Here is a 24,771-nt window from a genome sequence, read left to right as displayed (position 1 = left end):
AACTCCTATTTATGAAACTAAAAATAGGTTTTCTTATTAACTTTTTGAAAGAAGTGGCGCCATTAAGGCCCCCGCTCCACCGGCTGAAGGGACATGTCGTCCTCATAGCTGATGGCACAGATGAACTCTGCCTCCTCGTCAGAGGGGTTCTCTATGCTGTGGGGCTCATAGGGCCCCGTGTAGAAGAAGTCCCCAGGGCCAAGCACCCTCTCAATGCCGTTTATGTTAACCTTGAGCCTGCCCCTGAGCATGAAGACAGCCTCCACGTACTTGTGCTTGTGATAAGGCATGATGGCATGCGGCTTGACCAGGAACCTCCTCAGGGCAATCTTCTCCGAGCCGTCAGCCCTGCTCACGAGCCACTGGACGTAGACCCCCCTCGTGCCAGGGAGCAGCTGGGAGACGTCCTGCGCTGGGACCTCGGAGGAGCTTCCAAACTTCACGCCTGCACCCTAGGCAGCGGCTCGCGCGGAAGATGAAAAGGGTTAAGCTGTAAGGGCTTGTCGGCTGCCTAGGCACTTGCGGGCTGTAAGGGTCTTTAGGCTAAAGAGCTTAGGCCCCACGCGGGGCCTTCTGCGGCCTTCTGTTTGATACGCGGGCTTGTCAATAGGTTAGTTAACCGGCCAGTAAACCTACAGGTCTATAGATGGCTACACTTGAGGCTGCACATGCCGTTAGGATGGCAAGCGTCCTTAGCAGGCTGCCCTGCAGGGGGCTCCGGCCGCAGCCCGGCTGGGCTACCATGGGATCCCCATCAGGGGCTGTGAGCCGACTGCTGACCTTGCGCCGGCCCCGGCGGGCCGGGCCACATGGGTTAACCTGGAGGTCAAGGACCTGAACTTAACTCCAGTTAAACGATAGGCAGCCCAAGGCTGGGGGCGAGTTAAGTGCGCGTTAACTCCAAATCAAAAATGTTAGTGAAAAGTTAAGCAACCTGATGGAGGCCGCAGTAGCACACGGCGGCTTAAGGTACCTGGCCTGGCGCGGAGGGCTACAGGCCACCTGGTAATACGCTGTTGCTGCCTGGAAGTGAGCAGGGCCCCGCGCCAGCTAGCTGTCAGGGCCCTGACCCAGGCCCCCGCTGCCCTCAGCGTGTTACCTGCAGTCCCTGGGCCCGGCCTCGAGAGAGCGCAGGTAACACCATCCAAGAAGCTCACCTAGAGGCGCCTGGCGACTGCTCTAGCCGGAGGCCCCCAGGTTATGTGTTATTTTTAGATTCAAAATATTTAGTAAATTACTAATAGAGCTGCTAGGTTCCATGCATTCGACCGTAGGGCTTACTGGTCGATCTATTGAGCTCTGCATAGGGCTATTCAAAGTTAGGTGCACTGCATTAGATAGACGAACTTGATCTAGAGGTTTAGACTTTCTATAAATTTACGTGGGTGCCTTGTAACGGATCAGAACCTCAACGCCTTAAGGTATCGTAGGCTTAGAGTCACAGCCTGCTGAGAGCTGGCGTAGGCCTTGGGTGTGCGACGCTGCTTTGCATGACATAGGTAACTTGTTCAAGAGGTGCGATCATGGCTTAGGCGGTAGTCCCGTCCACGATACAGATTGCCTTAAGGCACCCCCGCCCTCACTACAGAAACGCTTATAAATAACCTAAGTAACAGGCGAGAGAAGGCATTTTGGCTAGGGAACTGAGTGGCCCGTCAGCTGGAGGGTCAGACACTCCTGAGTTTGACACCATCTCAATAACTAGGTACGACCCGGGCAGGGGTCAGGTTGAGCTGACCAGGGGGTTCCCTCACGAGGGCTCCCTCTGGAACCCTGACGTACACCCCGTGCCCATATCGGGCAGGAACTGGGGCGCTATAACTTACTTCCTGATATGGGTCTCCATGGCCTTCATAGTGCCCTCGTGGACGCTTGCGAGCATAGGCCTCATCTATGGCCTGACGCCGCTGCAGTCTATACTTACGGTCTTCGCAGGGAACGCCATAGTGCTAGTTCCAATGCTAATACAGTCCCACGGAGGAGCCAGGTACGGCATAGCTGAGCCCCAGCTGACGAGGACCAGGTGGGGCACCTACGGTGCGATCTTCCCGAGCTGGGTCAGGGCCGTCATAGGGGCCGGCTGGTGGGGCATAGAGAGCTACATCATTACTGAGGCCGCAACCGCCATCTACGCCATCTCGACAGGCAAGGCCTCGTCAATAGCCTACACTGTGGCCCACTTCTCGGACTACCCCTTCGTGCTCGCGAAGGACTTCCCCTCGATATTCTGGGCCACCTTTGCGGCGGTGATAGGCGCACAGATCTTAGCGTTCTACCTGTCACCCATAGTGAAGTCCCAGCCAGCGCTCAGGTGGCTCGCAAGGGTAGGGGGGCCCATAGTGATGGCGGCCTTCTTTACGCTCTGGGTCTACTTCATGTCGGCCGCCAACTGGTCCGTCAACCTCTCGGCGCTGGCCTCCACAGGCCACTTCACGTGGCTCGGCCTCCTAGTATTCCTCAACGCCAACATAGCCTTCTGGGCCACAATGGCCTTAACGATGCCTGACTATACCAGGTTTGCGAGGTCGCAGAGGTCCCATGCCTACGGGCAGGCGGCGATGCCCTTCCTCATGCTTGTGGTGGCAGCGCTCTCGGTTATGACCACCTCAGCCGCATATAAGCTCTATGGCGAGGCCATATGGGACCCCGTGGTGCTCGCCTCGCTCCACATGGCCAGGCCGCTGGCCTACTTCGTGCTGCTATCTATAATACTGGCTACTTTCCTGGTGAACGCCTTCGCCAACGCAGTCGGCCCAGCGTATGACATAGCTAACACCTTCCCGAAGTACATGAGCTGGTTCAAGGGCTCCCTGGCCCTTATAGCCATAGGCATAGGTATAGGGGCCTGGAGCTACTACGGCAACGCCTACAGCTACATCCAGAACTGGCTCCTGACCTACGGGGGCCTGCTGGGCAGCATAGAGGGCGTCATAATATTTGACTATGCTATCATAAGGAGGTTCAAGTTCGACCTGGCAGACGTGTTCAGGAGCGACGGCATGTTCAGGTACTGGCACGGCATAAACCCTGCTGCCGTAATAACGTTCGTAGTTGTGGCGCTGTTGATCTATGCGCCTCTACCGTACCACGCGCTGCTATTCGACGGCTCCTGGCTGCTCTCATTTACTGTCTCAGGGCTGATATACTTGCCACTCATGAAGTACTGGGTCATACCAAAGTATCAGCCGCAGCTCAGCGGAGGCCTCCTCAAAGGCTACCTCAGTCCAACAACTACAGTGATATTCTCTCGCTCAGCCAACAGCATGGCTTAAGCAGGAGCTCTAATAACATTTTTATTTGTTTTTAAGTTATAAAATAACATGTAATGGAAAAGCAGAAAAACTTGCCAGTACACGTTTTTCGTGAGGAGAGTGGCTGAAGTGTCAGAGGGAGAGCCGGCCTCAGACCAATGGTATACCATCAGCGTTAACATGCACAGGTTCTACAGCGGCAAGATAGAGGTGCTGCCCAAGGTGCCGGTCAGGGGCATGAAGGACTTCGCCGTTTGGTACTCGCCCGGGGTTGCCGCAGTCAGCAAGCTCATAAGCAAGGACCCTGACCTCTCCTTCGAGCTCACGTCAAGGTGGAACACCATCGCCGTGGTCAGCGACGGCACCAGAGTCCTCGGTCTCGGCAAGGTGGGCCCCGAGGCCGCCTACCCTGTGATGGAGGGGAAGGCGCTTCTCTTCAAGTACCTGGGAGGCGTTGACGCCGTGCCAATTGTGCACAGGGCCAGCGATGTCGCTAAGTTCGTTGAGCTTCTCCAGCTCATAGAGCCCTCCTTCGGCGGCATAAACCTCGAGGACATAGAGAAGCCCAAGTGCTTCACCATACTTGACGAGGCCAGGTCAAAGCTCAGCATACCCGTGTGGCACGACGACCAGCAGGGGACCGCCACCGTAGAGCTGGCGGGCCTCACGAACGCCCTCAAGGTCGTAGGCAAGAGGCTTCAGGACGTGAGGATAGTAATATTTGGCGCTGGGGCTGCCAACACGGCCTTCTACAGGCTGCTAAAGGCGGTGGGCGTGAAGACCTCACATATAGTCGTGGTTGATAAATACGGCATTCTTCACCCTGAGATGAAGGACATAGACAAGCTGATGTTCACAGACCCCTATCAGTACCGGATGGCCATTGAGACCGGTGGAGGGGGCCTCCCATCAGATGCCCCCGTCTCAAAGGCCTTCGAGGGGGCCGACGTCGTCGTTGCCGCCTCGGCCCCAGGGCCCGGCACCATAAGGCCCGAGTGGGTGTCAAGGATGAACAAGGACGCCATAGTGTTCGCCCTCGCCAACCCAGTGCCCGAGATATGGCCTTCGGAGGCGAAGAAGGCGGGGGCGAGGATAGTAGCTACCGGCAGGAGCGACTTCCCAAACCAGGTCAACAACAGCCTCGTGTTCCCAGCCGTCTTCAGGGGGGTCCTTGACGTGAGGGCGAAGACCATAACTGACACGATGGCCGTGGCGGCAGCCTATGAGCTCGCGAGATTTGCCGAGGAGAACGGGGGCATAAGCGAAAGCAGGATACTTCCGACCATGGAGGAGTGGGAGGTCTACCCGAGGGTTGCAGCTGCCATAGCAGTTAAAGCTGTTGAGGAGGGGGTCGCCAGGAGGACGACACCTTACAGGGAGGAGCTGGAGAGGGCCAGGGAGATAATCGGCACCGTCAGGCAGAAGATAGACGCGCTGATAGACAGGGGCCTAATATCAATGCCCATGTGACTGCCAGGCCTGGAGAGGGGTTCAGCTCCTACACGGGTTCACTGTTTTACAGTCATCACCTCACCCCTGTTCCCCCGCGCCCCGCTCGGGGTCTCATCGGGCCTGGGGGCGCTCAGGGTTACCCCGGGGACCTCACACCTTGAGTACTCGGTCACATACCTCCTGTAGGCGTTGGTTGCAATGACACTCTATACCTATATGAAAAATTGAAACAGCCACGGAAGGTGCAAGGGCCTAGCTAGAGCGCGTAAGCTCTCCGAGGGCCCTTATGAACTTATCTATCAGCTTATCGGTTACGTGCGGCATGACTACAACCCTTAGCCCGCTGACGAGGCCGCACCTGTAGGCGTAGAGCCCCCTTGACTTGAGGGCCCTGAGGAGGCTCACATCGTCATCCCTCTCGATGCAGACTACGGGTACCTCGGGCTCAGCGGGCATCTTAAGGCCGAGCCCCTTAACGCCCTTAACTAGGCGCTGGGTCCTGTTCATGAGCTCCCTCGCCTGCGCCGCGTAGCCCTCCCTGCCCATGTACTTGGTTATGGCCCACGTGGCAGCTATGGGTCCCGCGCTCCTGGTGCCAAGGAGGCCCAGCTGGACCCCAGCAGGGTAGTAGTTGGCCTCAAAGTAAAGGGGCCTCAGCCAGCCCTCATCCCTGACTATGAGCCCTCCGGCAGGGAGAGGTGCCAGGCCCAGCTTGTGGGGGTCAAGGGTGACACTCATTACCGAGCTGTTCTCAAAGCCAAACCTTCTCCCCGGGTATATGAACGGGGCCACGAGACCTCCAAGGGCGGCATCTACGTGTACGATGGAGCCGCACTCCTCCGCGGCCTCAGAGACCTCCTCAACCGGGTCTATGAGGCCCATCGACGTAGTGCCGACAGTTACCACTACGACCCCTGGGCCGTTCACCCTACAAAGGGAGCGAAGGGAGTCGACGTCCATTTTGTATGATTTCATGCCGACGCTTATCGCCTTCATCCTCAGTAGCCTGGCGGCCTTCGCTACGGAGTGGTGTGCGGCGGCCGTGTAGTAGACGCTCTCAAGGCCGTGCTCCCTTGCGAGGTAGAGGGCCGCTAAGTTTGACTCGCTGCCGCCGCTGGTTATGTAGCCCCTGCAGCCACTGCAGCCCACGTAGCTGCCCAGCTCCTCTATGGCCTCCTGCTCGAGCTCCCTGATAGGCTCGTAGAGGTCCAGATCATTAGCATTAAGGTTCTGAAACATGTCAAAGGCAACCTTAGCTATAGGGTGCGGCTGCGTGGTCATAGAGCCCAGGAGGCCGTCCCTGTAGTGCACGGGGACGGACTTGGCCACCTCAGCCAACCTTGTCATTATTTCGCTGAGATCCATGGTGGTCCTACAGAGAGATGCCCAAGGCAGTTTTTACGTATAGCACAGCTCCGCGCGTCTTAAGGTTCACGTCTAATAAAATGACGACGATATTATATGGTCTTATCCCCCATCCTAGAGCATATGAAAATAATGCAATGCTATGATTGATAAAGGGCAAACGTGCCTCAGCTCTGGCCCTGCTCCTTCTGCTTCTTAGCACTCTTGGTCTTGCAGGGCATTTTTGATCCCTCTGCGTGCTCTAGCTCCCTGAGTTTAAAAGATGTTAGACTAAATAAGATGCTCTTTTTAATAAATGCTTTTAATAGCCTGGTATTAACTATACTGATGGTTGGATCTGTTGTCAGCGCAGCCCTGCGACATGCCTCCAGAAGGCTAGCTCGTAGTACTGAGCCTGTCTCGCGACGTGCCTATACATGCTTAGATCGTTCGCATATCTCTCAGCTATGGCATCGATCAGCCTCTCCCTCTCATCGTTGACGCCCTTGCACCTTAGGAAGCTCGCCGACCTGACTCCGAGGTCCTCCGCCAGGTTCGCGAGCCTAGATGTGTTGACGCAGAACGACCTGAAGTTGACTCCGACAAAGACCGCCAGGTCGCCAAGGTTGCCGTTAATGCCAAGCCAGGTGAGGAAGTGAGTGTAGCCCACGGCCTCGGGGCTCACCAGCTCAGGCCTGTAGGTTACCTTTAGCTCCTCCGCAAGGTGCCTTAGGTTGCGCGTCCACCTAGGCCCTCCTTCTAGGAGGCCGCTGACGAAGTCCACCTCATCATCGGCTGACGCCTTGGGTACGAAGAGCGAGAGCGCCCTGTAGTCGTAGGGTGCTATGTAGAGCTCGTTCAGCGTGAACCTCCTGAGTGTCTCAACGTCAAGCTTTGCGTTGACGAGGGCGCTCTCCACTTGGGCTGTTAGGTCCGATACGTAGTCCCTAAGGTCATCAATTACGCTGCCCACAGAGCTCCCCTGAGGTCACACCTCGCCAGCGCTTTAAAGAGGGCCAGCATATATGTGACGGGAAGGGACTTGAACTCCAAGGACTGGATGGCGTCGCTGATACCGTTCAACATAGCAATGGGTCCCCTCTCGACCCTGGTGACGCTTGAGATCTATGACCTCAGGGGAGGGGCTGTTGGCGTCAGCTATGCAATGTCCGCTGGCACTGCGGCCTCGATGCTGGCCTCAATACTGTGGGGCTTTGCGCTCGACAGGTATGACAGGAAGCGAGTTCTGTTGGCTGGCCTCCTGGGCACCTTCTTATCGTTGCTGGCCCTCTCCTTCGCCAGCTCAACGGCCCAGGTGGCCGCGTACTACGCCTCAGCCTCCCTCTTCTCTTCAGCCGTTGGTATGGCTGTCAGCGTCCTTATAATGGACACCATAGAGAAGCCGAGGTGGAGCTCAGCGTACTCGAGGTACAACATGCTCTCATCAGTAGGTTACCTTGCAGGCGACGTAGGTGCCGCCGCGCTCTCAGGGTTCCTGCGCGCGAGAACTCTGGATGAGATAATGGCAGCCGTGACGGCGGCCTCCGTGGCTTGGTCCCTCCGGGCAGTACCCAGGTCAGCAGTGCGGTTTGAGAGGGAGTCGTTGCTCCACGTCATTGAGGGGTTCCTGGTGAGGCTCAGGGTCGTGCCGATGTTTTTCCTTAGGCTACCGACCAGGAGCACCTTCAAGCCCCTGAGGCTCCTAAAGCTGGGAAGGAGCCCAGCGGCTTACATCCCCACGCTCTTCCTTGCCATAACAGTCTTCTACGTGTCGTCCGGCATATTTAACACCCTTTACCCATATGGGCTGAGAGCGCTAGGGCTCAGCAGCACCGAGGTCTTTGTGGTCATATCTGCTGGGATGGCGGCGCAGGCACTGGGCTACCAGCTGGCGCCCAGGTTGATCTCGAGCTCAGGGAACAACGCGAGGGCCAGCTTCAGGGCGCTCCTGACCAGGGGGGCCTCCTACATAGGCATAGGGGTAGCCACGAGGCTGGCGGGCTCCCAGGCCTACCTGCTGGGCACGGGGCTGACGCTCTATCCTCTGGCCGCGGGCATAGCCTTTGCGACGTTTTACACCGCGTCAAACATCATGGTGTTTGAGGTCCTCAAGGGCTCGAGCGAGGGAAGGGGCCTTGGGCTCTACAGCACCTTGACAGGCTCAGCTTTCTTCGCCGGCTCCCTGGCCTCAGGCTTCCTGGCGAACAGGATAGGCTTCGGCTACACATATGTAATAGCTGGCCTCCTCCTGGGGGGCTCAGCCTACATGTTCAGGGAGCTTGAGAACATGGCATGAGGGTCGGTGAAGAGCGCTTCGGCCATCAGTTAGCCTGAATGAGACCCTCTTCATCCCCGCATCTTAAGGCTCCCCCGGCTTATTTATTTACTTCTGCAGGCTAGCCAAGGGCTAGGAGCTGACGTTATTAGCCTAGACATGCTCTTAAGCACTACGACATGGATTGTCGCTAGCAAAGAGTTGATAGGCAAGGTAGTGGGCCCGGCCGGACTTGAACCGGCGACCTCCGCCGTGTGAGGGCGGCGTCCTAACCAATCTAGACTACGGGCCCTCAATGTGAGGCGTCAAAGGGGGCAAATTAAAGTTTTGCGCGCCGGGATACGTTGTATAGATAAAATAAAGAAAGGTTTGCCCCCTAGCATAAGATCTTAAGCTTTTGTCCATGCCGTGATTAATTGGCAACCTACCCCGTCACTGAAGACGTGGTGATATGCAATAGCTACCTTATGAAGTCCTCAGTGTCAGAAGGGTCGCCCATTGCTAAAAAGAGAGACAGGGGCTTTGATGTAGACACACCACTTGCAGGTTATCGAATATCTCTTTATAAAGAACAGGTACTCGCGCTAATCCTTCATCTTAGTTTAAAACCCCCTGAAGAACCAGCTATGCGGTAATAAGGAGTGCAGGTTAAGGACCTGGCTCCTGGCATCAACGTTGACAGCCTCACAGTGAAGGTTGTCAAGGTTGAGGAGCCAAGGAGCGTGAGCGGAAGGGATGGCATGACTCACAGGGTTGCGGACGCCCTGGTAGGCGACGAGACTGGGAGCATAGTCATGACGCTATGGGACAAGAACATAGAGGCCGTAAGGCCTGGCGCTGTGATAAGCGTAAGGAACGGCTTCGTGGGTACCTTCAAGGGCCACATGAGGCTGAACCTTGGCAGGGAGGGCACTATGAGGGAGTCCGACGTTCAAATAGAGAACGTGAACACCTCCAACAATCTCTCCGACAAGGTGGTTGAGGAGTCCCGGCCCAGGGGAGGCTTCGGAGCTAGGGGAGGCTTCGGGGGCAGAAGGAGCCGCAGGTTTTAATCAAAGCGGTTCCATCCTCTAAACCATTATAACGGCGCTTCACTATTCGGGGCGACCTAGGCCAAATGGCCTATGGCTATTCTTTAAGCTTTAGGGCATGAACTTTATAGGCGTCCCATGACCGGGGTATATAACCTTAGGCTTTAGGTCTAGGAGCTTTCTGAAGCTCTCCTCAGCCCTATGTTGGTCAAAGTTATACCTTTTTGGAGGCAACACAGGCCTCCCATTTGAGCTGAGCACGGCGTCGCCGCTGAACATAGCTCCTTCCTTCACATAGGCCGTGCTGCCAGGCGTGTGGCCAGGGGCTGCCAAGGCCCTGTATCCCTCCACCTCATCACCATCCTTAACCTTCACGTCAGCCTTAACAGGCTTCACACGCATTAGGGAGTGGAGGAGGCCTGCCAGGCCCCCTGGAGGCCTTGATCTGCCCTCCACCACGTCGGAGTCCAGCTCCGGCGCCACTACTGCGCAGCCAAGGGCCTTGGCGATGTCAGCGGCGTACCTGATGTGATCAACGTGGTAGTGCGTTATGAAGAGGTACCTTATCTTTATTCCGTGTTGCTCCGCGACCTTAACGACGTCGTTTAACTTGACGCCAGCGTCTATGAGAACCCCGTCGCTTGTTATGTAGGAGTTAGACATGCCCTTCACGAAGTAGACTTCCAAGGCCTCTCCCAGCTGTAGGTGCAGGGGAGGAGTTAATGCGCTTACAACCGAAGGCCTCGCCCTTCACTGCGAGGAGGGGCCAGGGTTAAGCAGTCCTTACAAAAATTGGCATAGCGACTTATACCTGCAGGGTACCCACATAACTGGGACCTCGGTTTGAAGTGGTACGGTTACAAGGGCAGGGTTCTCAGGGTTGACCTTACCGCAGGGAAGACCAGCGTCGAGGAGCTGAGGCTTGACTATGTCAAGATGTACATGGGAGGCCTCGGCTATGCCGCGAGGATCCTCTGGGACGAGCTGCAGCCCGGCGTTGACCCGCTGTCACCTGATAACATTTTGATAGCTACGGCCGGTCCCTTCACGGGGACCCTGGCGCCGGGGAGCGGCAACATATACTGGGCCTTCAAGGCACCCATGACTGGCGGCTGGGGGGAGACCAGGTCAGGGGGCAAGTTCGGGGCCTGGATGAAGTACAGCGGCTTCGACCTCATAGTGATCAGGGGCAGGTCGCCTGAGCCGGTCTACCTCTACATGGAGGGCGGCAGGGCTGAGATAAGGAGCGCCAAGAGGTACTGGGGCATGACTGTTCACGAGGTCACGGACGCCCTGAGGGAGGACACCGGCGCGCATGACGCCTCGGTGGTAGCCATAGGCCCCGCTGGGGAGAACATAGTCAGGTATGCCGCTATAATGAATGACTACGACAGGGCCGCTGGGAGGACGGGCGGAGGCGCAGTAATGGGGTCAAAGAAACTTAAGGCGATAGTGGCGGCCGGCGGTGAGGGGATAGACGTCTATAACCCAGAGGAATTTATGGCAGCCGCCCTAGAGGCCCAGGCCGGGATAAAGGCCGACCCAGGCCAGAGGGCTATGGGGCAACACGGCACCATTGGAGGTCTCCTGGGCCTTAACGCAGCCGGCGCCCTCCCCACGGCTAACTTCGAGACGGGCTACTTTGAGTCTGCCGACAAGGTCTCTCACGAGGCGCTCGAGAGGAACTACATGATAAAGAGGAGGGCCTGCCACTCGTGCGTCATAGGTTGCAGCAGGTACAGCTACGTGGCCGCGGGCCCGTTTGCCACGCCCCCTAACGAGGGCCCAGAGTACGAGACCACCGACATGAATGGGCCCATGAACATGATAGATAACATGGAGGCCATAATAAGGATCAACTACCTGGCCAACAACTATGGCCTTGACTCGATATCACTTGGCCACACGATAGCGTGGGCTGTGGAGGCCTACCAGAAGGGGCTTATAACGAAGGACGAAACAGGCGGCATTGAGCTGAAGTGGAACGACCCTGAGACTCACGTGAAGCTAGTTGAGATGATAGCTTACAGGAGAGGGTTTGGCAACGTACTGGCAGAGGGCAGCTACAGGGCCGCTAAGGCTATAGGTAAGGGCGCTGAGGAGCTAGTCAACCACGTCAAGGGCCTTGAATTCCCGGCCCACGACCCAAGGGTTGAGTCAAAGCTGCTGGGCATACAGTACGCCATAACCCCTAGGGGTGCCTGCCACGTGCACCCAATATACCCTTCATATGACATGATGCAGGTGGACGCTGGCCTCAAGGACTTCGGCCTCCCGTGGCCTCTGCCGGACGCGCTTTCAGAGACGGGCGTCAAGAAGGGGCTAGCTTACAAGGTCCTCGCGAGCTACGGCGAGGCCTTTAACAACGTCGGCCTCTGCATATTCTACTCAGCAGGGCCTGAGAGCGGGGTCATGAGCCCGAGGAGAATAGCTAAGATATACACGGCGCTCACAGGCATAGAGACTACGCCCCAGGACGTGCTGCTGGCGGGCGAGAGGACGTGGAACCTGAAGAGGGCGTTTAACCTGAGGGAGGGCTTCACGAAGGAGCACGACAGGCTGCCGAAGAGGATGATAACTCCAATACTCACGGGGCCCGCCAAGGGGCTCAAGGTTGAGAACCCTGAAGGGCTTGTCGACGAGGCCTATGAGGCCTTTGGATGGGACACTAGGACGGGCTTCATAAGGAGGTCAACGCTTGAGAGGCTTGGCATGAAGGACGTCGAGGAGTCCCTTCAGAGGCTTGGGAAGCTAGCGGACTAATCGCTCTAAGCCACTTCAGCTTTTGCGTAGGCCTTCCGCTTTATTTGCTTACAGCCACGCATCGTGCACTTGTTGCCGCCTGAAGGCGCTTAGGGTCAACGTTTTAGAGCGCGCTCAGCTACTAAACAGTTTAAGGAAAGTTAGAAAGAAGACCTACTACAGACAATGTAGTGCAGAAGTCTTAGTGAATATAATTGCAAGTTAAAGAGCGAGTCACCCGCCGACCCTAACCCTCTGGACAGTTATGTAGGCGTCCGCTAGAGCCTCTAGCCTCTGGCTCTGCCTGTTAGCCTGCCTGTACCCCCTCTCCATTTTTCTCACCCTTTCGCCATTTATTTTATAGATTGCTAGAAGCTTAAAATAGGTTTCTCCTGGTGTTTATCTGGAAATATCCTTGTAATACTGTATACAAACTTTTATTAACATACTAGCCTAATAATACACGATGGCGCTGCCGGGTGGAGGGCGCCTGCGACGATTTTACAAGGGGTCACATAGTGGAGGTCTGCAGGGACTCTTGCGCAGAGAGGTCAGTGGGCGGGGCTGACTTCGAAAGCTGCGTCAGGGCATGTGTGGAGGAGCTGAAGGCTAAGTGCGGAGCCTAGCCACTATGTCGTAGAACTTCAGGCCGCTCCCCGTGAGCACAGCTATGAAGTCGTTTACGTCGACGCCGGCCTCCCTGAGGAGCCTAAGCGCAGCGTAGGCTGAGGCTGAGGTGGGCTCAGCGATGAGCCCCATCGACCATAGGTCCTTCGTGGCCTCCGCTATCTCCTTATCTGAGATCAGGACGAGGCCCCGCCGCTCCTCTTTAAGGACCATCAGCTAAGGCACAGGATATTCCAAGTGGCCTTCAAAGGAGTACAGAGGGCCATTGAGGAGAAGGCGAGGGAGTACGGGGTTCCAGTGATTTACGTTAATCCTAAGAACACCTCAAGGAAGTGCCCTATACACGGCGCTAAGATAGTCTATGGCAGGGACAGGCACGGCACCTGCTCAAAGGGAGGCGAGACCTGGCACAGGGATGCGGTAGCCTGTTATAACCTCCTTTTAAGGGCCCTTGGCGGCAATGGGGGCCATGCCCCAAGCCGCATGAGGGCCACGATCCCCGTAGATGGGGGCCCCGTGCCGTTGGGCCCGACAGCCGCCCATGAGCCCGCAGGAGTCCCAAGGGCCCTGTGGGCAAGGTGGGGGTCCCTAGGCGCGACGAGCGACCATAAACTGATGAGAGTGAGCACCTGGGGACAAACGGCACGTTAACCTCCAGGTCGTCCGCCCGCACCATTAACAGCTATGACCTGGCCGCCTTTTAATTGTATCATACAAGGTGATGATCTCTTACAGAGGTGTGTTTGGGGCTTGGGGCTAATGCTTCTATGGCCTGGGAGCTGCGTCAACGAGGACCGGCATGCCAGCCGCCTCGGCGACCTCGTTGTAGGCCTTCCTCGCTTCATCCTCGTTTGCCGCGCCCTCTATAACTACCACCCTCCTTCCCAGGACCGTAACAGTTACGCCTTCCTTAGTTATGACCTTAACGTAGTTAGGCCTTGAGATGAGCCAGCTAAACCTGCTCGCGAGCCTCGATGAGAGCTCCTCAGGCGATGGGGCGTCAGCTGTGAGCCTCAGCTTAAACGCCTCGCTCCCACAGACCCTGGTCAGGAGCCCCAGCGCAGGCCTCCTGGCAAGCATGTCGTAGCGTCCCATGACGCAGACCGGGCACTGGGGGTTTCTCTCAACCCTGATCTTCTCAATAGAGCCCTCCCTGGCATCTATGGAGTAAAGCACCCCTGGCTCAGGCCTGTCGCCCGCGAGGTACCTTACGGCGAGGTTAGCCGCGATAGAGCCTACCATAGTCGTCACTGTACCGATGGCAGGTATGACGTCGCATGAGGCCTGCCGCCCCTCAAAGCCCTCAGGCATGAGACACCTCAGGCAAGCCCCCCTCCCAGGCTCTATGAACATAACTGTCCCATACCACGAGTTGACGCCCGCGTAGACCCACGGCTTGTCGTGCTTAACAGCGGCCTCATTTATAAGGAACCTGGTCTCCATGTTATCCGTGCCATCAAGGATTATGTCAACGTCCCTTACAATGTCCTCAACGTTGTCGGAGTCAACGTCATCTATAATGGCCTCAACCTTGATTGAGCGGTCTATGTTAATGACGCCGTCCCTGCAGGCCGTCGCCTTTGGGGTCCCCTGTTCGGCGTCGGCCTCGCCAACCATGTGCGTCCTGTGCAGGTTCGTGTAGTCAACCACGTCCCTGTCAACGACCCTTATGAACCCCACGCCTGACCTGGCCAGCAGCTCTGCCTCAGTAGAGCCTAGGGCGCCGCAGCCTATCACTGCAACCCTTGAGCTCCTCAGCCTCCTGACGCCCTCCTCCCCTATCCCCTTTACCAGGGCCTCCCTTGAGAACCTGCGCGTGAGCTCCGCGGCCTCAGAAACTGTCATGAGAGGCTTCCCAGCGGGTGCAAGCGCCGCGAGGTTTTTGAGTATTAGTAAAGGGTCAGTCCTCGCGCGGCACGAACCTCAGGTCCAGGTTCTCCTCCTTGGCCAGCTTCTTGAGGCTCCTGACCTTCTTGGCTGTTATGTTGGCCCTTCTCGGGAGCTTAACTATAAGAGCCCCATCTTTAACCTCGGCCTCAGCGCCGGGAACTATCTTGGCCACCTTCTCCTCAACGGTGAGCGCTGCCCTCCTCTGGCTCACGGGTATCACCATGACCTGTTCGCCGAAGGTGTAGAGCTCATACTCAAGCTCGCCGCTGAGGAAGTCCCTGATCTCCACCACGGGCCTCGCCAGCTCCTCCTCCTTGAGGCCAGTTGGCAGCTTCACAGTTATGTTGATCTCATAGACCTTGCTGACCTGGCCGCTGTCTATGAATATTACTGTGTCAACTATGCTCGGTATCATGCCGAGCTCGACCCTGGTGGCCAGCCTCTGCACTGCATCTATTGGCGCCGTGGCGTGCACCACGCCTATCATGCCTATGCCTGCAAGCCTCAGGTCGGTGTAGAGCCTGAAGTCATTATCATCCCTCATCTCGTCAAAGACCGTGTAGTCAGGCCTTGAGAGCAGCAGTATGTCGTGAAGCTCCGAGAGGTCGGCGTAGTTCTTCGAGTACTGGGTTATGGTCGGGGGCAGCCTCATGTCCCTGGGGCTCTCTATGGTTTTAACTACCTTGCCCTTCAACGCGTAGAACTCCGCAAGGGCCTGGGCAAAGGTAGTCTTGCCGGCGCCAGGGGAGCCAGCTATGAGTATCCCCTCAGCCCTTGAGAGAAGCCTGTCCATGAGCTTACTTGGCAGGCTGTAGTCTTCAAGGCGCAGCCTGGCTATAGGCCTTACAGCGGTTATCTCCCACCCGTCGCTCAGCGGCGGCCTCGTTATTATGATCCTGTAGTCGCTGAGCTGCACTATTGTGGAGCCAACCCTGTCTATCTCAACGAAGCTGTCGCTCCTCGTCAGGGCCCTCTCAATTATCTCCCTCGACATCTCCTCCAGCTCCGCCCTCTCGAGCGGCCTGTCTGAGAGCTTGACGAAGAGCCAGCTGCCGGGCTTTCCAACTTTAGCCAGGGGCGGGGCCCCCTCCTTCAGGTGGACGCTCATGGTTTTTTCATTAAAGTACTCCTCAAACCTAAGCTTGCCCTCCCTCGGGGCGCCCGTGTAAAGCACCTTGACCCCGGCGAACTCAGCGGCCTGGGCCTGGATGGGGTCGCTTGTTACGAGGGCTACCCCTCTCCTAGCGGCGAAGTCCCTTATGGCCAACTTCAGCTTGTCGTAGTTCTCCAACTTAATGTCTTGAAGTACCTCAAAGCTGACCTGCGGGCTGGTAACACTCATGAGTCTCCCGAGCTCCTGCAGGCCTGTGAAGCCCACGCTCCTGCCCGCCTTAGCCTCGGAGTAGAAGTAGTCCAGGGCCCCGGCTGGCACCAGGACCTTGCCTGCTATCCTGCCGCCCTCCACGAGCTTCCTGAGGCTGCCATCTATTATGGAGTCCAGGTCAACTATGTACGTCATCGGCTGCTCTGCGCTCAACCTCCCTCTGGCCCCTTACGTCCCGTCATTTAGCCTGCAGCCCGGCGATTTTAACTTCACGTGTAGCGCCTCCTCAGCAGTGCCCCTGCGACAGACGTAATTACTCCAAGCCTACAGTCTGTTATTGATGCAACATGACCCTGTCTGTGTTGATAAACGCGGCGGCTATCTACACGGGCAAGGAGCTGATAAAGGACTCCTACGTCTACATAGAGGACGGCATAATAAGGGACGTGGGGCCTCAGCCGGCCCCGGAGGAGATACAGGACGCCACCCTCCTCATAGGTGGGGAGGGCAGGGTCGTCGTGCCCGGCCTGACGGCCGTGGCCGACGTGGCGGCCTACCCGCTCAGGTACATGCGCCCTAAGCTGACTGCAAGGATGGAGTTCTACAGGAGGCTGAAGGACGAGGAGCTCTTCACTGCGTCACTGCCAGGGGTCTACGAGCTTCACATGATGGGGGTCACGACGGCCCTCGTCGAGGGCCTCTCGCCCTCCCTGTCGCTCAGCCTGGCCCGCAGGATAGGGGGCTTTTACGGGGTCGCCAGGCCCAGCTGCAGCGAGGAGTTCTCACTACAGCCCATACTGAGGGGCCTGGTCACAATAGGGGGCGAGGGCTGTCCAGGGGGGCAGGTGCAGGACGGCGACAGGGGGCTTTTGGTGCTCACGGGCGGAGGAGGCTATGTCATGGACGGCCTGGGCGACGTCCTCTCGATAAGCCAGCGGCTCAGGAGGACGGCGGGGCTTGACGAGGCCCTAATAGAGCCCAACAGGCCGGCGGAGATAGCTGTCTATGACGCCTCAAAGCCCCCTGCGATGTTGATTTACAGGGCCGGGGAGGACGAGATAAGGAGAATATACACGTCGCACGCAGCGCTGGAAAGCCTCATAGCTGGGATGGAAATACTTGTCGAGATGGGCGAGCACATGAGGATAGGCAGGAAGCACCTGCACGAGGCTGTGCAGCTCTACAGGAGACTCGGCTACGCATGATCTGGCCTAGTCCCTTCATATTTAGAGGCCCACGCTAGCCTGCCAGGACCTCATAGGGGTTCAGCTCCTACATGAGTTCACACTGTTTTACGGTCAGAGTCTCACCCTTATTTCCCGCGCCCCGCTCGGGGTTTCATCGGGCTTAGGGGCGCTCAGGGTTACCTGGGGCCCCACGCCCTGAGTAGCCTCGGGGGAGCCGTCAGGCCCTTCACCCCTCACAGGGGATCCCACCGATAGACACGATGATATATTGAACCTTAAAAACTATGTGAAAACCGAAACAGTTGCGGAAGGCTTAACTACCCCTTAAGGAGCCTAAGGCCGCAGGTGCCCAGCGTGCTTTCAATGGAGGAGACACTTTACATATCGCTGGCGGCAGGGGTTCTCATTGGCGTGGTCCTCTCCACCAGGCGCGTTAATAATGTAAAGGCCGTTGACGTCACTTCAACGATTTCCATAATAGCGCTTGTGCTCTCGATGGGGCTCGTCGTGGGCTCCGAGGTGCTCTCACTGGGCGGGCTGGTGTCCACTGTGATAGCCGCCTCTATTGCAATAGCTGTGCTCCCCGGCCTGTTGGGCTCCTACCTGGCCGAGGTGGAGGTGAGGAGGTCTGAGGGAGGAGCTAAGGGCAGCAGTTAGGACAGTGACAGCGTTCGCGGTAGGCATAGCTGTTGGGGCCCTGCTGAGGCCGAGGCCTGAGCTCGTGCTGCCCTACGCCTACGTATTCCTCTACATAGTAGTCGGCACCGCCGGGATATACGTCGGCCTCTCGTGGAGAAGGCTGGCGGCCGCGGGCAGGAGGATCCTGAGCAGGGGGCTCGCCTTCACGGCATTTGCAGTAGTGGGCGACGTCGTGGCAGGGCTCATAATAGCGCTACCCCTCGACCTGCCCGTGAGGCTCGCGGTGGCCGCGGCCCTTGGCTCCGGGTGGTACTCGTTCACCGGCCCCTTCCTCTCGCTCTTCAGCCCAGCCATGGGGGTGATAGGCTTCGTGGGCAACCAGCTGCGCGAGGACATAACCCTGGCGCTCTTCCCGCTCCTTAAGAGGTACGTGGGCGAGGGTTCTGTGGTTATGGGCGGGGCAACGTCAATGGACACCACGCTGGGCGTCATAACTAGGTATGGTGGCCCCGAGGTTGGCCTTGAGGGCATGGTTCAAGGAGTAGTTCTAACCCTTATCATACCTATACTGATGCCAGCCGTGGTGCACCTATGAGGCCCTGCCTCACTTTAGACGCCCGTATATCTCTGGGCAGGAAAAGTCCTAAAGCAAAGTAAGCACAGCAAGAGATGGCCAGTGGGATAATTAGCATATTATCTTGGCTCTAAGTAAAGCACGGCACTCAATAACTTTACAAGGCATTGCAGCTGTGTATTGAAAATTCAATAAGCCGTTAAGCGCGCCAGGGGAAGCATGTTATGAGGGCGAGCTGATGTGAGGAGGAGCGCCCTGCTGGCCATAGCTGTAATTTTGGTGATAGTGATTGCGGTGGTCGGATGGCTGGTCCTCCACATGGCGCCCTCAGCGAACCAGCGGCTTGTGATAGTCACCTACAGCGATATAGAGCCTGTCGTCCAGCTTGCTGCCGAGGAGTTCGAGGCCTCGCATCCCGATGTCAAGGTAGTGGTTGTTCCGTTCCCTTGGAACTCCTACGTTCAAAACGAGCTGACGGTCCTCGAGGCCCACAGCCCCCAGTACGATGTAGTCACATTCACACCGACCTCCTCTCAGCTCTTAGCCCCATACCTGGTTCCTCTTAACATGAGCTACTTCAACCAGAGCGACATAATATGGGACCAGGAGGCGTTTGGCGGAGTCTATGAGCTGAGCAACGGAAGCGCCGAGGTCATAGGCGTCGCCATCCAGACGTGGGTTGAGCTTCTGGCGTACAACGCTACGCTCTTCAACAACGTAACTCTGCAGCAGGAGTTCTACAGCGAGTACCACGTGCAGCTTAACCCGTGGACGTGGCAGAACTGGACAGCCGTAATTGACGCCGACAAGTTCCTTGTAGGCAAGGGGCTTGTTAAGTACGGCTTCCTTGTCGAGGATGAGCCCTCACACGAGCTCATAGACACCTACCCGGCGATTTTCGAGTGGTACTACGCTCACAACTCAACCTTGGACTGCGGTAGCCCAGCTGGGCTGCCTGGCTATGGCACGATGTTTATGGGCTGCGCGCCGAGCTGGTGGCGCTACCCGTTCCCTCCGCCCAGCTTCAACAGCACAGCCGGGGTTGACGCCCTGGAGGTTCTAAGGGAGCTGGTAAGTTACGAGCCATCGCCGTCAGATATAGCCATAGGCTATGACACCCTCGCCCAGCTTGTCGGTGAGGGCTCGGTGGCCGGGGCCATAGCGTGGGCCAACGACATAATGGGCCTAAACTCCAGCGTAGCCTCACAACTCCTGATGGCCCCCCTGCCTGGCGGCTACGGCGAGCCAGGCTCCACCTTCCTCGGGATAAGCAAGTACAGCCAGCACAAGGGACTGGCCTTGGAGTTCCTTAGGTTCGTGCTGTCGCCCCAGTTCCAGGAGCAGGCCTTCTACCTTCAGGGCTCCCTGCCCATATCGAGGCAGGCCTACGTTGAGATAATGTCAAACTCCTCAGTTCCCGCTTACGAGAGGGAGTGGCTGAAGGCCATACTCATAGCTAATGAGAACGCCACGGCGACGCCGCCGACTGTGCCCCAGACCTACCCCTACCTGATACCGTCGTTCAACGGGCCAGTCTTCTCGTGGCTTCAGAGCCCAACGCAGGACCCAGGTCAGCTCCTCGCCTCTATAGCCGCCCAGTGGGTCAGGTACCTCTCGGAGGGAGGTTAAGTTGGACTTAGGGGAGGCTCAGGCTGAGAAGGACAGGGGTAAGGAGGGCCGCCTGGGGCCCCCTCGAGAGGAGCGGTCTGTCCCTCCGAGGCCCGTCCACGACAGGGTACCGAACTTCGTGGGGGGCTGAGAGGGCGGCCAGGGGGCTGGTCGAGGCGAGGGAGTTCAGTGAGGCCAAGGTGATCAGTGTAACGGTAAAGTTATACTGAAGGCGGGCCTTCGGGTTTAACTCCCGCAGCCCGCGCTATGCATTCGCTACCTACAAGCTGAAGGTCGCGGAGGAGGCGCTGCGCTCGCGCTGAGGCCTTGGTGCTGACGGCGGCGCGGTCGCTGGGCACGTCCTGCCGCGGCCTTACATAGTGGTCCCCTGCAACGTTTTCCACGCAAATTTACATGGAAACACCAGGCTGATGGGCCCTCGAGGGCCTGGCTGTCTTTCTTCTACCCCTTAACACCAACAGCACATAAAAGTGTGTGCTAGACATAAAATACTTGGGCTGCCTGCAGTTACGTGAGGAGGCAGGTGGAGGCCGCAGGCGGGCAGGACAAGGGTAGGAACATCTGCCCTCACTGCGGACAGCCGTACCTTCTACATTGAAAAGCGCAGGAAGGACAGCCGTACCTACTACTACGCCGTGCACGGCGTAGCATATTGCAAGGCCCCTGACGGCACGGTACACAGGAAGGTAAAGCGCTGCTACCTCGGCCCTAACGACTGCGTCAACGTGTCCCGCCTGCACGCCGACTCCGGCCTTACCTTCAAGGGGCTTGTTGAGGATGGGAGGGAACTAGAGTACGTGAAGGGCATCCTAAGGGCGTTGAAGGAGAAGGTCGAGGCTGACAGGGTGAGCCCTGAGCAGTACCCGCGGCTCTCAAGTAACCTCAACGAGATAAAAGGCATGGTTGAGTACCTCATCAAGATAGTCACTGACACTGGCAGAGAAGTAGAGAGCACGCTGAATGCGCAGAGGCCGGGGCTTGAAGGGCCCTCCAAGGGTCAACCATAGCACACACTTTTGTGCGCTATGCCGCAGTAGAGGACCTTGGGGCTTCAGTCCCTTTAATGTGCTCGCGTTAGGCGCGTGCCCCGACAAAATGAACGGCAAGCCTGAAGGGGCGGGGAGGAGGTCAGAGGTTCTCGCCCTGGTATGAGCCGCTGTAAAGCGAGGACGGCCTTGACTCAAGCCTAATGAACACCATCTGGGCCACCCTCGCCCCCTGCTCTATCACGGCCCCGTGGGGGTTGGCAACTATCATGAGGGCCTCCCCCCTCCCCATGTACCCCGGGTCCCAGACTGCGCACGATATGGTGATGCCCATCCTGAGCAGCGTGCTCCTGGGGTAGCAGATGCCTACGGCGTCAGGGGGGACTGAGACGACGTCAAGGAACCTTACCTTGTAGGCCCCCGGCTGGAGCCTGTAGAGGCCGTTAACTGGCCTCACGGACCTGACGTCTGGGAGCCTCTTAGAGGTCGCCCTCAGCTCGCCGTCATTGAGGAACTCCATCACCTCCCCCAGCCTTATGTCGACGCCTGCCGGCTGCACCTGCTCATCCCTCGAGTCCTTAATGTATGACCTGGCCACATGGCCCGGGACAGCCAAGCCCTGCACCTGGGGTACCTCAGGGCCTAGGAATAAAGAAGCGGAGAGGCGGCTTAGAATGAGACGACCTCATAGTCCTCCTGTACCTTCTTAGCCGTGTGAACGCCGCCCATAACAGGCTCGACGCCTCTATAAGCATGTCCGACGTCAGCATAGCTGTCTGCCCCCTAGTGCCCATAGAGTGCAATTAATGCGAGCAGCGTCGCCGCCAGCACCAGCGATTCTGCTAGGGAACCGAAGCCGATCCTCCTAATCCTAGCCCTCAGCTCTCTGTCGATCTTGCCCTCGCCCAGTGCGTGAACTGCCCTTATGCTGGGCTCTATGAGGGGCATAGTGAAGTACCAGCTAAGGTGGATGATGGCTAACGCGGCCAGGGGAGGCATAACCGTGAACCACAGCACGCTGGATAACCAAGGTTTAACGCTTCTAAAGGGTAGCTTGCCCTCAACGTAAACAGCGGAGAAGGCGTGATAGGCTACCCATGTTAAGGCCATGTAAAGCACTGCTATCGACACAACTCCACCCATCAGGGCGTAGAATGGCAGGTAAGCTGAGGCTATGAGCGCCGTGCCGGCAGCGTTAGCTAAGGCGCCCCTGCCCCTCCCCCTGGCCGCCTCGATTATGAACAACGCCAGCGGTATTGCTGGTATGACTAACCAAGCCGGCGGCCTTGGGTAAAGTAGGTATGCGTAAGGCGCCACATTAACAGCGAAGAGCGCGTAGTCCGTTAACCTGGGCCTTGACGCTAACCTGACGTGAACCCTGGTCAGGCTAGTAATGTTAAGTGCAAATAGGATAGCCACAAGGATCAACCTAACTGGGTTCACTGGACCCAGGACCAGTACGGTGACTAGGGACGCCGCATATGAAGATATCAGCGTCGAGATAGCGCCAGTATCAAAGTGAGCTCTTCGCCTGGCGCCAGCAGCCTGCACATGGTTGGCGGACTCTTGACGCTTTGACATTACCATGAGCGTCGGCCGCCTAGGCGCTCGGCGGGGGTTAAACGCCTCAGCTCTGGTGGACAAAGGTGTACTTGACGTCGGCTGGCATCCCGTCGACTGAGCACCTGCCTCCCCTGCACCTCACAGCGGCCCTGAGGCCGTCGTCGTAGTATGGGTACTCGGCGTCGACGACCTTGAAGGTGTGGAACTCCACTGGGCTGAAGCGGCCCTCTGGCACGTGGTCAACGTCAGCGCCGAGCATCGGTATCACAGAGTTCTCCCTGACCAGCAGCGGGAACCTGTCGAGGGAGTCGTAAGATATGGTCACCCACCTGCCTCCCTCGTACTCATTGCCGGTGAAGTAGTCCACCCACCTCCCCTCGGGCAGGTAGACCCTCCTGCCAGGCTGGCCCTCCTCAACTATGGGCGCCACGAGCAGGCTTGAGCCGAGGTAGAACTCGTCGTCTATGTCATACACGTTGGGGTCGTCGGGATGCTCGAGGGGCAGGGGCCTCACCAGCGGCACCCTCTCCTCTACGGACCTCCAGGACTCGGAGTAGATGTAGGGCAGCAGCCTGTACCTCAGCCTAAGGGCCGCCAGGGTCTCCCTCGGCGAGTACTTCCACGGCTCCCTGTCTGTGACCCCGTGGGCCCTCACGTGGCTCACCATAATGCCGGCCTGGAGGAACCTCAGGTAGAGCTCGTCGCTAGGCCTTCCTATGAAGCCGCCCACGTCGAAGGAGGCGAAGAAGGCGCCGCTGGCGTGGTATGAGAGCAGTCCCCTTATAGCCTGCCTCAGGCCCTCCCAGCTCGACGGCACGTCGCCTCCCCAGTTGAGCGGGTACTGCCAGACGCCCGTGCTGCCCGACCTGCCCCAGACCATGCTGTAGCCCTTGGCCTCAAGGGTTGCCTCGTACACCGCCTTCATGTAGAGCACGGGGTAGTAGTTGTGGGCCTCCTCGCCGCTCATGCCGTTCCTGAAGTCGGCCTCGGGCGGCACGGCCTCGCCGTAGTCAGCCTTTATGACGTCGGCGTAAGGGAGCACGAGGTCCTTGAGGGCCTGCTTGAAGGCATTGAAGCCCTCAGGGTCTGTCAGGTCAACTATGCCCGCACCCTCCCTCCTCTGGCAGTCAGCTGCAGGGGTCGCGAGGCCGCCAAGCCTCGACTTGACCATGTACCTCTCCAGCCTTGACCAGAGCCTTGTGCCGGGCTCTATGTATGGGTTTATCCAGAGGGACAGCTTGAAGCCGAGCCTGTGCAGCTCGTCCACCATCCCCTTGGGGTCGGGGAATGCGCTCGTGTCCCACTCAAAGTCTACGGTGTCGCACCTGTACTTCCTCCAGTTCCCCTCCCACGGCGGGTCTACGTGAATCACGTCAGCCGGGTAGCCCCTGGCCCTGAGCTCCCTGGCGACGCCCAGCACCTCGTCCTGGCTGTTGTAGGCGCACTTGCTCTGCCAGTAGCCGAAGCTCCACTTGGGCGGCGGGGCCCTTGGGAGGCCCGTCAGGTCGTAGAGGGTCCCCAGTATCTCCTTGGGCGTGCCGAACATCAGGTAGACGTCAAGGGGCCCCCTGGTCACTATGAGCAGCCTGTCGTATGAGGACTTGCCGAGGTCGAAGTAAACCGGGGAGTAGGTGTTAACTAGCAGCCCCCAGCCCCTCGGTGACCATACGAAGGGCACAGGCACGTAGGTGGCGTAGCTGGGCGTTGAAGGCGCGTCGGCGGCCCACGTTATGAACTCCCCTCCCCTCTTGTTAATGTGGCCGAAGTGCTCCCCGAGGCCATAGATGGGCTCCCCAGGTCTGAGGGAGATGGCGAATGAGCTGCAGACCCTGCCGTCGGAGCACGTGACCTTGCCCGTAACTATGGTACGGTAGTTGAGCCAGCTCTCGGCGGGCCTCACGTCAGCGAAGAGCGGGTCCACCCACGTCCTGTTGGCGCCGCGCACGAGCCTGTCGTCAGGCTCCCACTCTTCAAAAACCGTCACGCTCCCGCGGGTTACCTTGATGTGAGGCAGCAGCTGCAGTCTGTACTCGCCTATGACAAGCTCCGGGGACTTCAGTTGCTGGGCCTTGAAGTCCCTGGCCCCTGGCTCCGCCACCCTTATGGCCCTCTCGCTGACCTGCGAGAAGCACATTCTTCCGGCGTCGCTCGCTGTGCAGCCGTCCACGAAGGCCCTGTTGGACGACGGAAGGAAGCTAACTGCCCTGAACATGCTCTCGTCAAATTTGAACGTGGGCAAGCCAAGCCCCGCAAAAGC

The 24,771-nt window shown here is 58.0% G+C and carries 21 protein-coding genes and 1 tRNA gene; 11 read left to right on the top strand and 11 right to left on the bottom strand.

Translation table 11 applies throughout. The annotated features are described in order from the left end of the window. Nucleotides 1–62: 62 nt before the first annotated feature. Nucleotides 63–443, bottom strand: a complete 381-nt coding sequence (locus tag SE86_RS06070; protein WP_117354715.1) for a cupin domain-containing protein — start codon at nucleotides 441–443, stop codon at nucleotides 63–65. Nucleotides 444–1,631: 1,188 nt separating this feature from the next. On the opposite strand from SE86_RS06070, the gene SE86_RS06065 reads away from it, so the two are divergent. Together SE86_RS06065 and SE86_RS06060 are read left to right on the top strand one after the other, a co-directional pair. Beyond that, nucleotides 1,632–3,272: a cytosine permease gene (locus SE86_RS06065; protein WP_174221344.1), complete on the top strand. Its 1,641-nt coding sequence runs from the start codon at nucleotides 1,632–1,634 to the stop codon at nucleotides 3,270–3,272. 108 nt (nucleotides 3,273–3,380) lie between these two features. Next, entirely contained in the window at nucleotides 3,381–4,721 is a 1,341-nt protein-coding gene (locus SE86_RS06060; RefSeq protein ID WP_117355161.1) for an NADP-dependent malic enzyme, read from the top strand. 234 nt (nucleotides 4,722–4,955) lie between these two features. On the opposite strand, the gene SE86_RS06055 is transcribed toward SE86_RS06060, so the two are convergent. Together SE86_RS06055 and SE86_RS06050 are read right to left on the bottom strand one after the other, a co-directional pair. Then, the gene (locus tag SE86_RS06055; protein ID WP_117354713.1) at nucleotides 4,956–6,068 is read right to left on the bottom strand and encodes an aminotransferase class V-fold PLP-dependent enzyme; all 1,113 of its coding nucleotides are present in this window, start codon (nucleotides 6,066–6,068) and stop codon (nucleotides 4,956–4,958) included. Nucleotides 6,069–6,411: 343 nt separating this feature from the next. Then, the gene (locus SE86_RS06050) at nucleotides 6,412–7,020 is read right to left on the bottom strand and encodes a TenA family transcriptional regulator (protein ID WP_117354712.1); all 609 of its coding nucleotides are present in this window, start codon (nucleotides 7,018–7,020) and stop codon (nucleotides 6,412–6,414) included. Nucleotides 7,021–7,089: 69 nt separating this feature from the next. Between SE86_RS06050 and SE86_RS06045 the strand changes: the two genes are divergently transcribed. Beyond that, a complete protein-coding gene (locus SE86_RS06045; RefSeq protein ID WP_211096530.1) occupies nucleotides 7,090–8,343 on the top strand; it encodes an MFS transporter in 1,254 nt (417 codons plus the stop codon). A gap of 196 nt (nucleotides 8,344–8,539) precedes the next feature. On the opposite strand, the gene SE86_RS06040 is transcribed toward SE86_RS06045, so the two are convergent. Beyond that, nucleotides 8,540–8,614, bottom strand: a tRNA-Val gene (locus tag SE86_RS06040). Nucleotides 8,615–8,963: 349 nt separating this feature from the next. Here SE86_RS06040 and SE86_RS06035 point away from each other — a divergent pair. After that, the gene (locus tag SE86_RS06035) at nucleotides 8,964–9,374 is read left to right on the top strand and encodes a single-stranded DNA-binding protein (protein WP_117354711.1); all 411 of its coding nucleotides are present in this window, start codon (nucleotides 8,964–8,966) and stop codon (nucleotides 9,372–9,374) included. Between the two features lie 90 nt (nucleotides 9,375–9,464). On the opposite strand, the gene SE86_RS06030 is transcribed toward SE86_RS06035, so the two are convergent. Further along, nucleotides 9,465–10,040: an MBL fold metallo-hydrolase gene (locus tag SE86_RS06030; protein WP_117354710.1), complete on the bottom strand. Its 576-nt coding sequence runs from the start codon at nucleotides 10,038–10,040 to the stop codon at nucleotides 9,465–9,467. A gap of 156 nt (nucleotides 10,041–10,196) precedes the next feature. Here SE86_RS06030 and SE86_RS06025 point away from each other — a divergent pair, with 156 nt between their 5' ends. Further along, a complete protein-coding gene (locus SE86_RS06025) occupies nucleotides 10,197–12,116 on the top strand; it encodes an aldehyde ferredoxin oxidoreductase family protein (RefSeq protein ID WP_174221343.1) in 1,920 nt (639 codons plus the stop codon). Nucleotides 12,117–12,704: 588 nt separating this feature from the next. Here SE86_RS06025 and SE86_RS06020 read toward each other — a convergent pair. After that, nucleotides 12,705–12,935 carry a hypothetical protein gene (locus SE86_RS06020; protein ID WP_179948717.1) on the bottom strand — a complete coding sequence of 77 codons (231 nt, stop codon included), beginning with the start codon at nucleotides 12,933–12,935 and terminating at the stop codon, nucleotides 12,705–12,707. Between the two features lie 24 nt (nucleotides 12,936–12,959). On the opposite strand from SE86_RS06020, the gene SE86_RS06015 reads away from it, so the two are divergent. After that, on the top strand, nucleotides 12,960–13,373 hold the full coding sequence (locus SE86_RS06015; protein ID WP_211096529.1) for a zinc ribbon domain-containing protein: 414 nt from the start codon (nucleotides 12,960–12,962) through the stop codon (nucleotides 13,371–13,373). A 114-nt stretch (nucleotides 13,374–13,487) separates the two neighbouring features. Here SE86_RS06015 and SE86_RS06010 read toward each other — a convergent pair whose 3' ends face one another. Together SE86_RS06010 and SE86_RS06005 are read right to left on the bottom strand one after the other, a co-directional pair. Further along, entirely contained in the window at nucleotides 13,488–14,567 is a 1,080-nt protein-coding gene (locus SE86_RS06010; protein ID WP_117354708.1) for a HesA/MoeB/ThiF family protein, read from the bottom strand. A gap of 55 nt (nucleotides 14,568–14,622) precedes the next feature. Then, a complete protein-coding gene (locus SE86_RS06005) occupies nucleotides 14,623–16,131 on the bottom strand; it encodes a PINc/VapC family ATPase (protein WP_117355159.1) in 1,509 nt (502 codons plus the stop codon). Nucleotides 16,132–16,295: 164 nt separating this feature from the next. Here SE86_RS06005 and SE86_RS06000 point away from each other — a divergent pair, with 164 nt between their 5' ends. From SE86_RS06000 to SE86_RS05980, 5 genes are all read left to right on the top strand, one after another. Further along, nucleotides 16,296–17,141 carry a hypothetical protein gene (locus tag SE86_RS06000; protein WP_148666791.1) on the top strand — a complete coding sequence of 282 codons (846 nt, stop codon included), beginning with the start codon at nucleotides 16,296–16,298 and terminating at the stop codon, nucleotides 17,139–17,141. Between the two features lie 336 nt (nucleotides 17,142–17,477). Further along, on the top strand, nucleotides 17,478–17,780 hold the full coding sequence (locus SE86_RS05995; RefSeq protein WP_148666790.1) for a sodium-dependent bicarbonate transport family permease: 303 nt from the start codon (nucleotides 17,478–17,480) through the stop codon (nucleotides 17,778–17,780). 4 nt (nucleotides 17,781–17,784) lie between these two features. Then, nucleotides 17,785–18,357 carry a lysine exporter LysO family protein gene (locus tag SE86_RS05990; RefSeq protein WP_158543146.1) on the top strand — a complete coding sequence of 191 codons (573 nt, stop codon included), beginning with the start codon at nucleotides 17,785–17,787 and terminating at the stop codon, nucleotides 18,355–18,357. 219 nt (nucleotides 18,358–18,576) lie between these two features. Further along, a complete protein-coding gene (locus SE86_RS05985) occupies nucleotides 18,577–19,965 on the top strand; it encodes an extracellular solute-binding protein (protein WP_211096527.1) in 1,389 nt (462 codons plus the stop codon). Nucleotides 19,966–20,600: 635 nt separating this feature from the next. Continuing rightward, the gene (locus tag SE86_RS05980; RefSeq protein ID WP_117354704.1) at nucleotides 20,601–20,972 is read left to right on the top strand and encodes a hypothetical protein; all 372 of its coding nucleotides are present in this window, start codon (nucleotides 20,601–20,603) and stop codon (nucleotides 20,970–20,972) included. 121 nt (nucleotides 20,973–21,093) lie between these two features. On the opposite strand, the gene SE86_RS05975 is transcribed toward SE86_RS05980, so the two are convergent. From SE86_RS05975 to SE86_RS05965, 3 genes are all read right to left on the bottom strand, one after another. Beyond that, the gene (locus SE86_RS05975; RefSeq protein WP_117354703.1) at nucleotides 21,094–21,576 is read right to left on the bottom strand and encodes a deoxyuridine 5'-triphosphate nucleotidohydrolase; all 483 of its coding nucleotides are present in this window, start codon (nucleotides 21,574–21,576) and stop codon (nucleotides 21,094–21,096) included. 158 nt (nucleotides 21,577–21,734) lie between these two features. After that, complete coding sequence (locus tag SE86_RS05970) at nucleotides 21,735–22,538, bottom strand: hypothetical protein (protein WP_211096525.1); 804 nt, start codon at nucleotides 22,536–22,538, stop codon at nucleotides 21,735–21,737. 40 nt (nucleotides 22,539–22,578) lie between these two features. Then, entirely contained in the window at nucleotides 22,579–24,753 is a 2,175-nt protein-coding gene (locus SE86_RS05965) for a TIM-barrel domain-containing protein (RefSeq protein ID WP_117354702.1), read from the bottom strand. Between the last annotated feature and the right edge of the window lie 18 nt (nucleotides 24,754–24,771).

It is taken from the genome of Acidilobus sp. 7A (genome assembly GCF_003431325.1).
Classification (GTDB): domain Archaea; phylum Thermoproteota; class Thermoprotei_A; order Sulfolobales; family Acidilobaceae; genus Acidilobus.
This window is presented reverse-complemented; position numbering and strand designations above follow the sequence as displayed.

Bases quoted from the DNA above. Each gene is read 5' to 3' on its own strand.
- SE86_RS06055 (WP_117354713.1), bottom strand. From the start codon at position 6,068: ATGGATCTCAGCGAAATAATGACAAGGTTGGCTGAGGTGGCCAAGTCC.
- SE86_RS06020 (WP_179948717.1), bottom strand. From the start codon at position 12,935: ATGGTCCTTAAAGAGGAGCGGCGGGGCCTCGTCCTGATCTCAGATAAG.
- SE86_RS06010 (WP_117354708.1), bottom strand. From the start codon at position 14,567: ATGACAGTTTCTGAGGCCGCGGAGCTCACGCGCAGGTTCTCAAGGGAG.
- SE86_RS06005 (WP_117355159.1), bottom strand. From the start codon at position 16,131: ATGACGTACATAGTTGACCTGGACTCCATAATAGATGGCAGCCTCAGG.
- SE86_RS05970 (WP_211096525.1), bottom strand. From the start codon at position 22,538: ATGGTAATGTCAAAGCGTCAAGAGTCCGCCAACCATGTGCAGGCTGCT.